This window comes from Paenibacillus sp. B46(2026) (assembly GCF_056786355.1).
The window spans coordinates 4,373,988-4,390,109 of the sequence record NZ_CM165907.1 but is presented as its reverse complement, the minus strand read 5'-3'; the positions used below and the strand labels follow the sequence as shown (position 1 = coordinate 4,390,109).

Sequence of the window (16,122 nt, the reverse complement as noted above, 5' to 3'; positions counted from 1 at the left end):
ATATGATTACATCTGTTCCCGGTGAATGACGCGGAATTCCTTCGGGGACATGCCGAACCGGGAACGGAATACCCGATGGAAATAGGTATAGTTGTTAAAGCCGGAAGACTCAGACACTTGCTCCAGGGTCATTGGACTGAAAATTATCCGTTCCCTGGCCATGTTCAGCCGTACGTCAAGCGTGTATTGCATGATGCTTTTGCCAAACGCTTCTTTGAAGAGATGAACACCCCGTGAGACACTGATGCCAATATGTGTTGCCACATCATCCAACTTGAACAAAGAGGAAGCGTTTTCTTCAATATAGTTCTTGATCTCATATGCGACATAATTGGTGTTGGTTATCGTTGGATGCTCCGAGAGCAGACGATCCACTTCGAGACATAAAATCCGCATGTAATAACTTGAAATTTCCGGATAAGGATTGGAGATGCGGCGTTGCTCCAACACGAGCTGTCGAAACAGGACCAGGAGGCTTTCCGTCAGTTCGACTTTGATCCGGGTTGGCCGTTTGTGACGCTTCCACCACTCATCCACCCAGGAACCATTGAAGAAGATGTGATAGTCGCCACTCTCCACCAGTCGTTCTCCCATCGGATTGGTTTCATTGTCTATTCTCAGCTCATAGGGCTCGTCAGGGTCAAAAAGAAGCAGATCGCCCGCATCCACCAGGGACATGTCCCCGTCAATACGTGCACGGCAACGTCCGTCTGTTTGCAGTCTTAACAGGTAGTTCTTCACCCCTTCAGGCTGCACCATAGCGTAGGGTTTACGATGAAATGAAAAGCCTGCTGTAAGAACTTGGCAGGAATGATCTGTCGGCATGGGCATACTCCTTGCAATTTGAAAATTATGACCAGATAGTTCATGTTTCAATCATATTATTCATTTTAATTGAAGCTGAAACGGAATACCATAGTATTAGATTTAAGGAACAGGAAACATCTAACTAAACATATGTATCTTAACCATTCAAACGCAGATTTTCACCATGCGTAAGGAGATGAACGTCACAGTGGAAAAAATGAAAGCAGGCATCATCGGGTGTGGTAACATCAGCGCCATCTACCTGGAAAACCTCAAAAACAACCCGATCATTGAAGTCGTGGCTGTTGCGGATTTGATTCGTGAACGCGCTCAGGAACGGGCAGATGAATTTAATATCGCAAACGTTTACAATGTAGATGAGTTGCTGCAAAATAACGAAATTGAACTTGTGTTGAACCTTACGGTTCCTGGCAGTCATGCCATGACCGATCTGGCTGCACTCGAAGCAGGCAAACATGTGTATGCCGAGAAGCCGCTGGCAATTTCGCTTGAGGATGGTCGCAAGGTTGTTGAGCTGGCTGAGGAAAAGGGATTGTATGTTGGTTCTGCACCGGACACCTTCCTTGGCTCAGGAATTCAGACTGCTCGGAAAGCCATTGAGGATGGACTGATTGGCAAGCCGATTGCAGCGACTTCATTCTTTATGGGCGGAGGACCAGAAGCTTGGCATCCTAATCCGGAGTTCTTTTATGTCGCAGGCGGAGGACCCATGTTTGATATGGGACCGTACTACTTGACCGCGCTGATCACGCTGCTTGGACCGATACGCAGAATCAGCGCCTCGGCTGGAATACAGATTGCGGATCGCAAGATTGGCTCTGGGCCGAAGGAAGGGACATCGCTGCAAGTAGAGACGCCTACCCACTTGGCAGGAACCATCGATTTTGCAGAAGGTGCGATTGCAACGATGATTACCAGTTTCGATATTCGCGGAGCTTCGGATCTGCCACGTATTGAAATCTATGGTACAGAAGGTACGCTTAGTGTACCGGACCCCAATTATTTTAACGGGGAAGTGAAGGTTCGCAGATACGGTCAAGACACTTGGGAGACGGTCAAACCAGTCTTCGAAAGTGGACAAAACGAACGAGGCATCGGCGTAACGGAAATGGTCGAATCCATTCGTGCCGGCTGCGAACACAAAGCCAGTGGCAAGCTTGCTTATCACGTACTGGAAGCCATGCATTCATTCCAGCGTTCTTCACTTGAGGGCAAGCACATACATCTGGAGAGCAGCTATGACTCTTTTGCAGTAACTCGCACAGTTCAAACTGAGATTGAAACCGTGGAATCACACTAGAATGGAGTACCAAGTGTTTGAAGCTTGATGCTCTTCGAGTGGTGGAAAATAACCAGTATTCTTACGTTCAATTTCAGGATAGAAACACTCTCGATTTTCCACACTAATCAAACAGGCATGTGATCTGAACGGTAATTGTATACAGTTCAATATTCATGAATTCAGCAATCATACGATATCTAATCCAGGGAGGAATCGCACTTGAAACTCGGCGTATTTTTGGTACTATTCGGAGGACGTAAATTGGAGGATGCTCTTGATTATGTAGCATCCAAGGGATTAAAAGCGGTAGAGATCGGAACAGGCGGACATCCAGGCAATGCACACTGTAAGCCGGATGAATTGTTAAGCAATCCTACAGCACTGAAAAACTTTAAAAATGCAGTGGAATCACGCGGTTTGACGATCAGTGCACTTAGCTGTCACGGTAACCCGCTGCATCCGCAAAAGGATATTGCCAAAGGATTTCACGATGATTTTGTCAAAACGGTAGAACTGGCTGAGAAGCTGGAAGTACCTGTAGTGAATACATTCTCCGGTTGTCCAGGAGACCATGAGGATGCGAAATATCCGAACTGGCCTGTTGCACCATGGCCGAATGACTTTCAGGAAATCCTGAAGTGGCAGTGGGAGAACAAAGTTATCCCGTATTGGACAGAGTGGGGTAAATTTGCAGCAGATCGTAACGTAAAAGTTGGATTGGAGTTGCATGGTGGATTCTCGGTTCATACACCTGCAACCTTGCTGAGACTGCGTGAAGCAGCAGGTGAAGTGATCGGAGCCAATCTCGACCCAAGTCACATGTGGTGGCAAGGTATTGATCCGGTTCAGGCAATTCACATCTTGGGACGTGAAGGAGCAATCCATCACTTCCATGCCAAAGATACAACGATTGATCCGGTAAACGTGAACAAACACGGTGTAACGGATATGCAAGATTATACAAATATGCTGGATCGGGCTTGGCAGTTCCGCTCGGTCGGTTATGGACATGATAACAAGACTTGGGCAGATATTATGAGTGCCTTGCGTCTGGTCGGATATGATTATGTAGTAAGTATTGAACACGAAGACGGTCTGATGTCGGTTGAAGAAGGATTCTCTAAAGCCGTACAAAATCTCCAGCAAGTATTGATTGAAGAGCCGCTGGGCGATATGTGGTGGGTTTAGAGCTACACTAGGGGGAAATTGAATATGATCAACGTCACCATTTGGAATGAATTTGTCCATGAGAAAATTCACGATGAAGTAAGGGAAGTCTACCCGGATGGTCTGCATCGAGCACTGGCTGACGGACTTGGCGGCGAAGGCTTTGCTATTCGTACGGCTACACTGGATCAGCCTGAACATGGATTAAGTGATGAAGTGTTGAATTCCACGGATGTGCTTATATGGTGGGGACATATGGCACATGATCGCGTAAGCGATGAGATCTCACAGAAGGTCGCGCAGCGAGTGCTGAACGGTATGGGAATGATTGTGCTCCATTCAGGTCATTTCTCCAAACCATTCAAAGCGCTGATGGGAACAAGCTGCGATCTGAAGTGGCGTGTAGCTGACGAACAGGAAATTGTATGGTGTGTGAATCCATCCCATCCCATTGCGGATGGCATCGAAGGCAAGATTGTATTGGAAAAAGAAGAGATGTATGGCGAATTCTTCGATATTCCAGTACCGGATGAACTGGTGTTTGTGAGCAACTTCCAGGGTGGAGAAGTATTCCGAAGCGGATGCACGTTCCGGCGTGGTGAAGGTAAAATCTTTTACTTCCGACCAGGTCATGAGACGTATCCGACCTATTACAAACCGGAAATATTGAGAGTGATCAGTAACGCAGTGAAATGGGCATATCCTGCCCGCAGCTTTAAGCCGGAATTCGGCAAGAGCGAGCCTGTAAGACCATTTGGTGGCGTGCTGGTTTAATTCATAATTTGCTTTATCCCTAGAAAGGAATCAAAAAAATCTGGGGATAACAGCGATCGGAAAGTTGTTCTGACGTTGGAGTGCTAGTGTAAAATATTCTTTAGTTAAACTTATACTGATAATGTATACGAAGGAACCCTTCTGCAAGTCGATAATGACTGTGGCAGTTGGGTTCTTTTTGGGTAAGCTAGTACTATGGGGAAGTTATACGATATTTCCCATGGTTACGACGCAGCGTGTAATGTATACTGGGATGTATGATCCATTTTGGATGTTATGCTTCTAAAATTTAAACTTTTTAGGGGCAGACGTTTTCTTTAAAGCTTAAATATGTTATTATGAAATATACTAACAAAATGTAAGTTGAGTGATCTCTAAAGAGGTGATGAATGTGGAAGGTCAAGACTTGCGGATGTGTCCGCGTTTTGAGACGGCGTTTTCTTTTTTGGGCAAGCGCTGGAATGGTTTAATTATTCAAACGTTGATGAGTGGTTCGAAGCGATTCAAGGATATCTCCAATCTGATTCCGTCTATGAGTGACAAGATGTTATCCGAACGGATGAAGGATCTTGAAAGTGAAGGTATTCTGGTACGTCACGTCTATCCCGAGACGCCGGTTCGTATTGAATATGAACTGACGGATAAAGGTAGAGCGCTCCAGCCTGTCATGAATCAAATTCAGGACTGGGCTGAGAAGTGGGTTGACTAACGTATAAGCAACATCACCCACTTTCGTTGCAGGAATGACATAGACTCCTGATTTCTGTGGAAATCAGGGGTTTTTGTCTTAGATATAACGTGATTCGGCGTTTTTCTCTTGGGCTGTGCACATGTTGTCATGAGTTGTAGTATAATCTATAGAAAATGGCCACAGACGGCCGGAGCGAAGGAGGCCCACTTGTCATGAGAGAAGAAAGCTTATCCCGTGAAGTACGCTACGGCAAGAAAGATATTGCAGAACTTGAGAGCGCATCCATTCAGGTCCATCTAATCTACAAAAAAGCTGCAGAGTTATTCAAGCGCACAGCATATTCGCGTTCGGTTAAGGATGATCTTGCCGAAGTGAATACGCATTCTGTGAACAGCGATGGTCCGAGATTAGCTCCGGCGGTACTGCAAAAATGGATTCAAACGTCCAGGGGCTGGAAGTGTATCGGATGTGAATTGAGACAACCTGATTCGACGATGTCTCAGATGGAGGAAACAATCCACGGAAAGCGTTTGGTTCAGGATGTGGGAGAAGGTCGTTTCGTTCAGGCAGAAATGCTGATCCAGGCGGTTGTCTGGTCTCAATATGAGAAGATTCGAATGTTTGCACCATGGCTTGGTGATGAACCCTTTTATAGCGTTCAGGAACTGGATGTCATTGCCCGGTATATCGTGCCTACCTATTTCTCAGAACGGCCTTTGCATGAGCAAGGGAAGGTATTCAAGGTACATCAACAGTATGGTCAGATTCCGCTTTATCAGGAGTATGTAGATGCACCTTCTTGCTGCGTGCAGGTGGACGGCGGATTGCTTGAAGGGCGATTGCTGACAGGTGTATATGTATCTGAGGAGCAGTTCTTCGGGCTCAATCCATATCTGAAAGATGGAGATGGAGGACGGACATACATGCAGGCTTGTGTCCAGTAACAGGGTAACCAATGAGAACAGAAAAATGATTAAGATTGGGGAGCCTGCACGCAGGCTCTCTTTGCTGTACAAGCCCTCTCTGGAGGTACGCGTCATAAAAGTAACGGCTTTGACACTTTTTTTTATTGAGTGTTGTGCCATAATAGAGGTTATGGACAACAGGGTGAATGATTTTACGCAGGGTGGTGTTACCTACATGATGAAGAAAATCCCCGGTTACATAGGTGTATGTTTGCTCCTACTGGCGATTTTGGCTGGTTGTAGTGAGACACAGCCTTCCGAGCAGCCAATTGTCAAAGAGACAGAAACAGTGAATACGATCACAGTGGCTGTAGATGGCAGTACGTTTTTGCCTGATGCAACGAAGTCCATTAAGCGAGATTTTAGTGAGGGTTTGACACTCAAAAAAGCATTACTCAATAGCGGACTGGTTGATTTTACGGCAGATGGCAAACGGATTCAATCCGTCGGTGAAGTTTCTCTGGATTCTTCGCTGAGCTGGGCTGTCAAATTAAATGGCAAGGATATTGAACAGGAAGATTGGGACATGGAGCTTCATGCCAAAGATGAAGTCATCATTTACGTGAAAGCCGCTGACAGTGGGGGGGATGGCGTTGCATATCAGACAACGTTACTCAATGTTAGCGGTGGAAATATTATGCCAACCCTCAATCGTCAATATGCCGGAGTCTACGTTCAAGAGTGCACAGTTCGCGATGTGTTGAAGTCCAGCGGAACTGTAAGAATGTCGGAGAATAACAAATTCGTCGTTTCGGTCGAGAATGTCACACCCCGCATGAATGAGCGGTGGGTCATTATGGTGAATGACAAAGAATTAATGGAAAATGGTTTGGACATGAAATTGAATCCACGTGATGCGGTAAAGCTTGAATTGACCAATGCATCCTAAGCATACAAAAAAGCCCAATCTCTATTTAGAGAACTGGGCTTTTTTTCATTGAAATATATAAGCAACATCCGATTAGCATAGTCAAACATTAAATACGACAGATCTCGTTCGGGCAAAGTTCACAGTGACAGATCCCCTGCAGCATCTTCAGATCTTTGATGACGATCATGCCATTGTCATATTCAATCGCATCTTTCTTACGCAGATCGCTTAACATGCGGTTTACACTTTCACGAGTGGCTCCAATCATGTTGGACAGGTCCGTGTGGGTAATTTTTTTGTGAATAATGACATGCTCTCCATGAGGCTCACCATACGAATTCGACAACCGAATGAGGGTGGAGCAGAGTGCACCCGGTTTGCCATATAACATGAGGTCCCGGAACTTGGTCTGTGTCAACCGGTGATGGATGCCCATCCATTTCATAAAGTCTATCGCAAAGTCACAATGCTGGCAGATCAGCATCTCCAGGTCTTTATGCTCCAGTACACCGATCTCACTGTCCTCTAATACTTCCGCTGAAAAGCTATGTTTAGAGCCAAAGAAGGGATCGGCCTGGCCAATCATATCACCGGATTGATACATGTACATGATCAGTTCCTTGCCTTCATCCGTGGATTTGGTGATCTGGGCACGCCCCCGTTTCATATAATAAAGTTTGTCAGAGACGTCTCCTTCCCAGTACAGATGTGTACCTTCCGGATAAGTTCTATCTTTCATTGTAACCAGCAGATGGTTGAAATTCACTTCCGAGAAACAATTCGTATTGCCGCGTTTTTCCAGTACAGTTGTTAGTTCTCTCATAAGTCTATCTCCCCTTTGTGTCCATCGGACGACCTTCTGTAGCTTGCAGTAGCCTCCGAGGTTCGCCGCAAACCGTTGCCGTCCTGATCAGGGTCATCTCGGCCGGGAGGAAGGACGGTACAAATTGCGGTGGTTCAATTTTTAAGTTCAGTATATACCTAATCTTGCCGTTTGAGGGGGAAGGAAAGGGGGCAAAAATGACGAAATTTCAAACATTGTGATTAAATTCACTTTTGATGGAGAGGATGAATTGTACAGCCCTATATTTAAATAGGAAGTGAAAATGGTTGTATGAAGGACACTACAAAACTTAAATTAAATTTGTTATACTTTGTGAAAAAAATCACATAATTATACTTTTTCCCATGTTACGATGTGAATGTAAAGAAGAGAGACAAACTAATACGAACCTTTAGGAGGATGAGGGAGATGGCTGTAAAGAACGAGGTCGCCCCAGCAAAAGAACCGACAGCAGGTCAGTATATTCAGACATTGATCGACAAAGCGAACAAAGCACACGCAGCATTCATGAAGATGGACCAGAAGCAGATTGACCGCATTGTGCAAGCCATGGCGCTGGCAGGTCTGGATAAACACATGATGCTCGCCAAAATGGCTGTTGAAGAAACGGGCCGTGGTGTGTATGAGGATAAAATCACCAAAAACATTTTTGCAACCGAATATGTCTATAATAGCATCAAATACGAAAAAACAGTAGGAGTTATTGAAGATAATGATTACGAAAGCTTCCAGAAAATTGCGGAGCCGGTCGGCACGATCATGGGGATTACACCTGTAACGAACCCGACGTCCACCACGATGTTCAAAGCGCTGATCTCCATTAAAACGCGTAACCCGATTATCTTCGGTTTCCATCCATCTGCACAGAACTGTAGCCGTGAAGCTGCTAAAATCTTGCTTGAAGCAGCTGTGAAACATGGTGCACCAGCAGATTGTATTCAGTGGATTGATGATCCTTCCATGGATCGTACCAACGCGCTGATGAATCATCCGGATGTGGCGCTCATTCTGGCAACAGGCGGATCAGCCATGGTACGTGCAGCATATAGCTGTGGTAAACCGGCGTTGGGTGTAGGACCAGGTAACGTACCTTGCTTTATTGAAAAAAGTGCAGATATCAACCAGGCCGTAACAGACCTGATCTTGTCCAAGTCGTTCGATAACGGCATGATCTGTGCTTCCGAGCAAGCGGTAATCATCGAAGAGCCGATCTTCGATCAAGTGAAAAAGAAAATGATTGCAAATGGTTGCTACTTCGTGAACAAGGATGAGGCAGCGAAATTGACTGCAGGCGCAATCAATGCAGAGAAATGTGCAGTAAACCCGGCAATTGTAGGTCAGTCTGCTGTGACTATCGCTAAAATGTGCGGTATCGAAGTTCCAGCGGGTACCAAAATCCTTGTAGCAGAAATTGAAGGAGTGGGCACAAAGTTCCCGTTGTCCGCTGAGAAATTAAGTCCGGTACTCGCTTGTTACAAAGTGAAAACCGCAGCAGACGGTATTGAGCGTGCAGCCGAAGTGGTTGCTTTTGGCGGCATGGGTCACTCCTCGGTTATTCACTCGAACAATGAAGAAGTGATCAACAAATTTGCAGATCGCCTGCAAACCGGACGGATTATCGTGAACTCACCATCCACACACGGCGCCATCGGTGACATCTACAACACCAACATGCCGTCACTGACACTGGGCTGCGGATCATACGGACGTAACTCGACTTCTTCCAACGTAACCGCTGTGAACTTAATTAACGTGAAAAGGGTGGCTCGTCGTACCGTGAATATGCAATGGTTCAAAGTGCCGAACAAAGTTTACTTCGAAAAAGGGTCAACACAGTACCTTGCCAAAATGCCGGACATCACTCGCGTAGCCATTATTACGGATGCCATGATGGTGAAACTCGGTTATGTGGAAAAAGTAGAGCACTATCTGCGTCAACGCCAAATGCCGGTAGCGATTGAAGTATTCTCTGATGTGGAGCCTGATCCATCGACTACAACGGTAGATCGCGGAACTGAAATGATGCGCCGCTTCCAACCGGACTGCATTATCGCACTCGGCGGGGGATCACCGATGGATGCTGCCAAAGCCATGTGGTTGTTCTACGAATATCCAGACACAGACTTTAACAACCTGAAACAAAAATTCATGGATATCCGCAAACGGATCTATAAATATCCACGTCTCGGTATCAAAGCGAAATTCGTAGCGATCCCGACAACTTCAGGTACAGGTTCTGAAGTTACATCGTTCGCGGTTATTACAGACAAAGAACAGGGTAACACCAAATATCCATTGGCTGACTATGAGCTGACTCCAGACGTAGCGATTGTTGATCCGGAGTTCGTATACTCCCTGCCTAGAACAGCGGTTGCAGATACAGGTATGGATGTACTGACTCATGCGATTGAAGCTTATGTGTCTGTCATGGCAAATGATTACACGGATGGACTTGCGATCAAAGCCATTCAACTGGTGTTCCAATACCTGGAGCAATCGGCACTGCAAGGAGATAAACTGGCACGTGAGAAAATGCATAATGCTTCCACGATTGCCGGTATGGCATTTGCCAACGCGTTCCTGGGTATTAACCACAGCTTGGCGCATAAATGGGGCGGTCAGTATCACACAGCACATGGACGCACCAATGCGATCCTGATGCCACACGTCATTCGTTACAACGCGAAAAAACCGACCAAATTCGCAGCGTTCCCAAAATATTCGCACTTTGTAGCGGATGAGCGTTATGCCGAAATTGCCCGGATTCTGGGATTGCCTGCACGTACAACAGAAGAAGGGGTAACCAGTCTCATCAATGCGATTCGTAACCTGAACAAAACACTGGGTATTGAAGAATCGTTCCAGGAAATCGGATTTGATGCAAAAGACTTTGAAGCACATGTAGATTATCTGGCTGACCGTGCCTTCGAAGATCAATGCACAACCGCCAATCCGAAGTTGCCGCTGGTAACTGAACTGGCTGATGTGTACCGCAACGCTTTCTACGGAAAGTTTGAATAATAAATCTAGAATGAAGCGTGCCTTACGGCAAGAAGATCAGGGTTCCCCGAGAGGGGAGCCCCGATTGCCGTCTTTCACACAAAAAAGAAAAGGGCAGAAAAACAGAAGAGCGAGCATCTGTTTTTCAGGATTTATTCTAAGATTTGATTTGCTCCGAGCCTAGAGGAGCCAAAGGGTTCTAGAGAGGTTACACGGAATCCGTGATATGGCTGTTTGAGCCAGGTGGTCACACCATACCGAAGAGGGCAGAAAAACAGAAGAGCGAAGCCTCTGTTTTTCAGGAGTATTTTAAAATTTGGTTTGCTCCGAGCATAGAGGAGCAAAGGGTTCTTAAAGAGGTTACACGGAATTCGTGATGTGGCTGTTTGAACCAGATGTTCACACAATAACGGAGAGGGCAGAAAAAACTGAAGAAGCGGAGCGTTCGCCTTTATCCCCGGATTTTACCCTTTTGAAATATAAAATTGAAAAAATCCGGGGATAACAGCGATCGGAAGTTGTTCTGCCCGCGCAGTGGCTAAGTGTGAATCTAAAGAGGGTTCAATGGGACACAGCGCAGGTGGAGTGAGTTAGTTCACCGCCTTTGTGACAAAAATCACAGATGATGAAAGCCCCAAGACGTATACTGAAAATGTAAGAAAAACATTCATCCCGCGGTTCCGGTTCCCAAGTAGAGAGAACATGTTCCGGTTTATGTGAAACAATTCACATTAATCGCGGCTCTGGGCACACAATGCTACGAATGAAGCAAGATGTTATGTGTCCAGAAATCCAAATTAGTGGAGGGATTAAGATGTCGGTGATTGAAAAAGATGTCAAACAACAAACAGGCTGGAGAAACTTTACCAAAGGAACATGGACCAAATCCGTAGATGTGAATGATTTTCTGGCACACAACTTGTCTCCGTATTACGGTGATGAAGCATTTCTCGCAGGTGCAACCCAGAATACCAAAGAATTGTGGGATATCGTATCTGATCTGACCAAAAAAGAACGGGATAACGGCGGTGTCCTTGACGTTGATGTGAACACACCAGGTACTATTATTTCTCACCAACCAGGTTATCTGGATCAATCCAAAGAGCAGATTGTCGGCGTTCAGACCGATGCTCCGTTCAAACGTTCCATTCAACCAACAGGCGGAATCCGGATGATGATTGATGCATGTGAAGCATACGGCTTCGAATTGCCTCAAGGCGTCATTGATATATTTACGAACATTCGCAAAACACATAACCAAGGTGTATTCGATGCTTATACTTCCGACATGCGTGCAGCGCGTAAAGCAGGGATTATTACAGGTCTCCCAGATGCTTATGGCCGTGGCCGGATCATCGGTGACTATCGTCGTGTAGCTTTGTACGGGGTAGACTTCCTGATTCGTAACAAAAAAGGTGAACTGAATGCACTCGAAGTTGATGTCATTGATGAAGATGTCATTCGTCTGCGGGAAGAATTGTCTGAACAGATTCGTGCATTGCAAGAATTGAAGCAATTGGGCGATATGCACGGATTCGATATTTCCTTGCCAGCGACAACAGCGAAAGAAGCGTTCCAATGGTTGTACTTCGGTTATCTCGCTGCGATCAAAGAACAGAACGGTGCTGCGATGTCCCTGGGACGTGTATCTTCTTTCCTGGATATCTACATTGAGCGTGACCTGCAAGAAGGCATTCTGTCCGAAGAACAGGCTCAGGAATTGGTTGACCATTTCGTCATGAAACTGCGGATTGTCAAATTCCTGCGTACACCGGACTACAACGAACTGTTCAGTGGAGATCCAACATGGGTAACCGAGTCCATTGGCGGTATGTCAGTGAATGGTGAAACACGCGTAACCAAAAACAGCTTCCGTTTCCTGCATACGCTGCACAACTTGGGTCCTGCACCAGAACCGAACTTGACTGTTCTCTGGTCCACGAAGCTTCCCGAAGCTTTCAAAGATTATTGCAGTAAAGTATCCATTGAAACAAGTTCAATTCAGTATGAAAATGATGATCTGATGCGTCCAATCTACGGTGACGATTACGGTATTGCTTGCTGTGTATCGGCTATGAAGATCGGGAAACAAATGCAATTCTTCGGCGCTCGTGCCAATTTGGCTAAAGCTCTCCTGTATGCGATCAACGGTGGTCGTGACGAGAAATCCGGAGCACAAGTTGGACCTGAGTATCCTGCCATCACTAGCGAAGTACTGGATTACAATGAGGTTATGAAACGCTTCAAACCAATGATGGAGTGGCTGGCGAAGCTGTACATGAACACCCTCAACGTCATTCACTACATGCACGATAAATACAGCTATGAGCGCATCGAAATGGCATTGCATGACCGTGACATTGTACGTACGATGGCTTGTGGTATCGCTGGTCTGTCGGTTACAGCAGATTCACTGAGTGCAATCAAATATGCCAAAGTAAAACCAATTCGTAACGAACAAGGCATCGCTGTTGATTTCGAAATCGAAGGAGACTTCCCTTGTTACGGTAACAATGAAGACAGTGTAGACAGCATCGCTGTTGAACTGGTCGAGAGCTTCATGGGTATGATCCGCAAGCATAAAGCTTACCGTAACGCAGTCCCAACACAATCCGTTCTGACGATCACTTCCAATGTGGTATACGGTAAGAAAACAGGGACTACACCGGATGGTCGTAAAGCAGGTGAACCATTTGCTCCAGGTGCGAACCCAATGCATGGTCGTGACAAAAAAGGTGCTCTGGCATCCCTTGGCTCTGTAGCCAAATTGCCTTATGAACACAGTCTTGACGGTATTTCCAATACCTTCTCCATTGTGCCAAAAGCTTTGGGTAAAGAGGAGACTACACGTAAATCCAATCTGACTGCGATGATGGATGGTTACTTCGGTCAAAACGCTCATCACCTGAACGTTAACGTATTTGATCGTCAGCAATTAATTGATGCGATGGATCACCCGGAAAACTATCCGCAACTGACTGTTCGGGTATCCGGATATGCTGTTAACTTCATTAAACTGACTCGTGAACAACAGTTGGATGTAATCAACCGTACGTTCCATGGCTCCATGTAAGTGAACTGCAAGTAGGAGACCGCTAGAGCAAGGCATTCCAAATCATATTAAACGCACAGCGGATGCGGATACAGAAAGGAAGAGGCAGCATGGTTAATGGACATATTCATTCACTCGAAACTTTCGGGACGGTTGACGGCCCAGGCATCCGCTTTGTGCTTTTTATGCAAGGATGTCTACTCAAGTGTCAATATTGCCACAACCCTGATACATGGGCGCTGGATGGCGGAAAAGAAATGACGCTAGAGGAGGTACTGGCTGAAATTGAGCCGTATCTATCCTACTACCGCAGCTCCGGAGGCGGGCTCACGATATCTGGGGGAGAACCAACGTTACAAGCTCACTTTGTAGCCGAAATCTTCAAGGAAGTGAAGCTTCGCTGGGGATTGCATACGACGCTGGACAGCAACGGGTTTAACGAACCGGAGCGGATTCACGATCTGCTGGATAATACAGACTTGGTTCTGCTGGACCTCAAGCATATGGATGACGAGAAACATATCAAGCTGACAGGCAAATCCAACGAGAGAACGTTGAAAACAGCCAAATGGCTATCGGAGCAAGGACGGAAAATGTGGATACGCCACGTGTATGTGCCTGGCATTCATAACGAGGAAGAGGATCTGTTGAACCTCGGACGGTTTATTGGAACATTAAATGGCGTCGAGAAGTTCGAAATTCTTCCATACCATCAGATGGGGATCTACAAATGGGAAGCGCTCGGCAAAGTATATCCACTGGATGGTGTTCCTTCGCCAAGTGAAGAAGAAGTGGAGCGGGCGTATCGCCTGATCGAACAAGGTCGCCAGGAAACGGCTGGCGTGGCTTGTTCAGGTAAGTAACTACCGTTATATACAGGACCTTATAATTTGAACTAACTATTTACACGAGAACGTAGAGGACAGAAATAAGCTGGAGAAGCGGAGCGTTCGCCTTTATCCCCAGATTTTCACCTTTGTAAAAGTGAATTAAAAATAATCTGGGGATAACAGCGATCGGAAGGTTGTTCTGTCATCGGAGTGGCAAGTGTAAATATTTTTAAGTTCAACTTATATTCCAACCAAAGCAGTCCTTGCGAACCTACTTCGCAGGGACTGTTTTTGTTTCTCCTCAACATATGGCAAGGTGGATTATTGGTCCAGTGAAGGATTTTATCCCTCCATTGATGAATTGTCATCCTTACGATGTAAGCTCCGGCTTTTTATAATCAGAGTGTAAAGCCAAATGCTCAATATCTTGAGGAGGGTCAACCAGATGAAAAAAAGAATGACATTACTGCTTTCATTATTGCTTATCACTTCATGGACTTTGGCGGGATGTGCAAGCTCAAGTAACGAGCCACAGCAAGGCGCAGGCAATACACCTGCGGCAGAGACAAGTAAGGAACCGGTTGAGATGCTTCTCCGCCACACTCAGGTGGGGGCTGACAAACAGAAACGATTGGCCATTCTGCAGGATGTTGTGGACAAAGTTGAGGGTGAGATACCCAATCTGACCTTTACGCTGGATGGCGTCGAATCCGATGTGAATCGCAAGGAGAAGCTACGCGGGGAGATGGCGGCAGGCAACCCGCCGGATATATTTGAACTGTTCGGCAGTCCGGATTCCAAAGTCTATGCCAAGGAAGGCATGCTGCTTGATCTGACTCCAATTTTGCAACAGCTGGGCATACAAGACCAGTTCACATCTCTTGAACCATTTACGTATGAAGGCCAAGTATATGGACTGCCGATTGGCGGTTCGGGCGAAGGTTTTTTCTACAATAAAGAGTACTTTGAACAAAAAGGATGGAAAGCCCCTACCACCATGGCTGAGCTGGACCATATTCTCGCCGAGATCAAGGCCGATGGCAAAGTGCCGCTTGCTTCTGCATCCAAGGCAGGCTGGGTACCGCTCATGTTAACCAATCATCTATGGTCCCGATATGCCGGGCCGGAGATTACCGCAAAGTTTGCAACAGGTGAAGCGAAATGGACCGACCCGGGTGTTGTGCAAGGTTTTGCCAAGCATAAGGAATGGGTCGATAAGGGTTACTTCAAAAAAGGCGAGCTGGGCTTCGAGTATGCCGAATATACCACGCAATTTACGAGCGGAGAAGCGGTGTTGATGTATGACGGAACATGGAAATCATCTGTATTCAAAGAAGGCCAGAGCGGTGAATCACTCATTGGCAAGGTTGGATTCTTCAATATGCCTCCGGTAGAGAACGGAGCAGGCGATCAGACGTCTTTGATGCGTGATGTGAACAATGGATACGGTTTCTCCGCATCCGTGGCAGACGATCCGCAGAAGCTGGAAGCAGTGAAAGCTTTTATCAAAAATTTCTACAATGAAGATATGCAGATCCGTGGCCTTGTGGAAGATGGGGTATTGCCTGCCATGAGGCTGGATGAGAAAGTGCTGACCGATAGTATCACGGATGATCTGATGAAAGAAATTGTGGCCGTGCTTAATGCGTCCAAGACGTCGTTCCCGGCATTTGATGCACTCGTTCAGGCCGATGTGACGACAGAGATCAGCAATCTGCAGATTCAGAAGTTGATTGGTGGGCAGACCACACCAGAGAAAATGGCAGAAGAGCTGCAAAAAGTGCAGGAGGAAGCAAACGCCTCAGTGGAATAGACCAA

At 46.2% G+C, this 16,122-nt stretch carries 12 protein-coding genes; 10 read left to right on the top strand and 2 right to left on the bottom strand.

Annotation, left to right across the window (positions count from 1 at the left end; all coding sequences use genetic code 11):
• Positions 1-6: 6 nt before the first annotated feature.
• On the bottom strand, positions 7-825 hold the full coding sequence (locus tag AC1S8V_RS19655; protein WP_482070413.1) for an AraC family transcriptional regulator: 819 nt from the start codon (positions 823-825) through the stop codon (positions 7-9).
• Positions 826-1,015: 190 nt separating this feature from the next.
• Between AC1S8V_RS19655 and AC1S8V_RS19650 the strand changes: the two genes are divergently transcribed.
• The 6 genes from AC1S8V_RS19650 (at position 1,016) to AC1S8V_RS19625 (ending at position 6,596) form a co-directional block, all read left to right on the top strand.
• Complete coding sequence (locus tag AC1S8V_RS19650; protein WP_482070412.1) at positions 1,016-2,128, top strand: Gfo/Idh/MocA family protein; 1,113 nt, start codon at positions 1,016-1,018, stop codon at positions 2,126-2,128.
• 201 nt (positions 2,129-2,329) lie between these two features.
• Positions 2,330-3,298, top strand: a complete 969-nt coding sequence (locus AC1S8V_RS19645) for a sugar phosphate isomerase/epimerase family protein (RefSeq protein ID WP_036674961.1) — start codon at positions 2,330-2,332, stop codon at positions 3,296-3,298.
• A gap of 24 nt (positions 3,299-3,322) precedes the next feature.
• Positions 3,323-4,051, top strand: a complete 729-nt coding sequence (locus tag AC1S8V_RS19640; protein WP_017687549.1) for a ThuA domain-containing protein — start codon at positions 3,323-3,325, stop codon at positions 4,049-4,051.
• Between the two features lie 385 nt (positions 4,052-4,436).
• Complete coding sequence (locus AC1S8V_RS19635) at positions 4,437-4,760, top strand: winged helix-turn-helix transcriptional regulator (protein ID WP_482070411.1); 324 nt, start codon at positions 4,437-4,439, stop codon at positions 4,758-4,760.
• Between the two features lie 194 nt (positions 4,761-4,954).
• Positions 4,955-5,686 carry a hypothetical protein gene (locus AC1S8V_RS19630; protein ID WP_482070410.1) on the top strand — a complete coding sequence of 244 codons (732 nt, stop codon included), beginning with the start codon at positions 4,955-4,957 and terminating at the stop codon, positions 5,684-5,686.
• A gap of 196 nt (positions 5,687-5,882) precedes the next feature.
• Positions 5,883-6,596, top strand: coding sequence for a hypothetical protein (locus AC1S8V_RS19625; protein WP_482070409.1), 714 nt, complete (start codon positions 5,883-5,885; stop codon positions 6,594-6,596).
• An 88-nt stretch (positions 6,597-6,684) separates the two neighbouring features.
• Here AC1S8V_RS19625 and AC1S8V_RS19620 read toward each other — a convergent pair whose 3' ends face one another.
• Positions 6,685-7,401 (bottom strand): Crp/Fnr family transcriptional regulator, encoded by a 717-nt coding sequence (locus tag AC1S8V_RS19620; RefSeq protein WP_482070408.1) that lies wholly within the window; start codon positions 7,399-7,401, stop codon positions 6,685-6,687.
• 429 nt (positions 7,402-7,830) lie between these two features.
• Between AC1S8V_RS19620 and adhE the strand changes: the two genes are divergently transcribed.
• The 4 genes from adhE to AC1S8V_RS19600 all read left to right on the top strand — a co-directional run bounded on the left by adhE (position 7,831) and on the right by AC1S8V_RS19600 (position 16,117).
• A complete protein-coding gene (gene adhE, locus AC1S8V_RS19615; RefSeq protein WP_482070407.1) occupies positions 7,831-10,443 on the top strand; it encodes a bifunctional acetaldehyde-CoA/alcohol dehydrogenase in 2,613 nt (870 codons plus the stop codon).
• Positions 10,444-11,236: 793 nt separating this feature from the next.
• On the top strand, positions 11,237-13,495 hold the full coding sequence (gene pflB / locus AC1S8V_RS19610; protein ID WP_482070406.1) for a formate C-acetyltransferase: 2,259 nt from the start codon (positions 11,237-11,239) through the stop codon (positions 13,493-13,495).
• An 89-nt stretch (positions 13,496-13,584) separates the two neighbouring features.
• Complete coding sequence (pflA, locus tag AC1S8V_RS19605) at positions 13,585-14,337, top strand: pyruvate formate-lyase-activating protein (RefSeq protein WP_482070405.1); 753 nt, start codon at positions 13,585-13,587, stop codon at positions 14,335-14,337.
• Positions 14,338-14,749: 412 nt separating this feature from the next.
• Positions 14,750-16,117, top strand: a complete 1,368-nt coding sequence (locus AC1S8V_RS19600) for an ABC transporter substrate-binding protein (RefSeq protein ID WP_482070404.1) — start codon at positions 14,750-14,752, stop codon at positions 16,115-16,117.
• Positions 16,118-16,122: the final 5 nt, after the last annotated feature.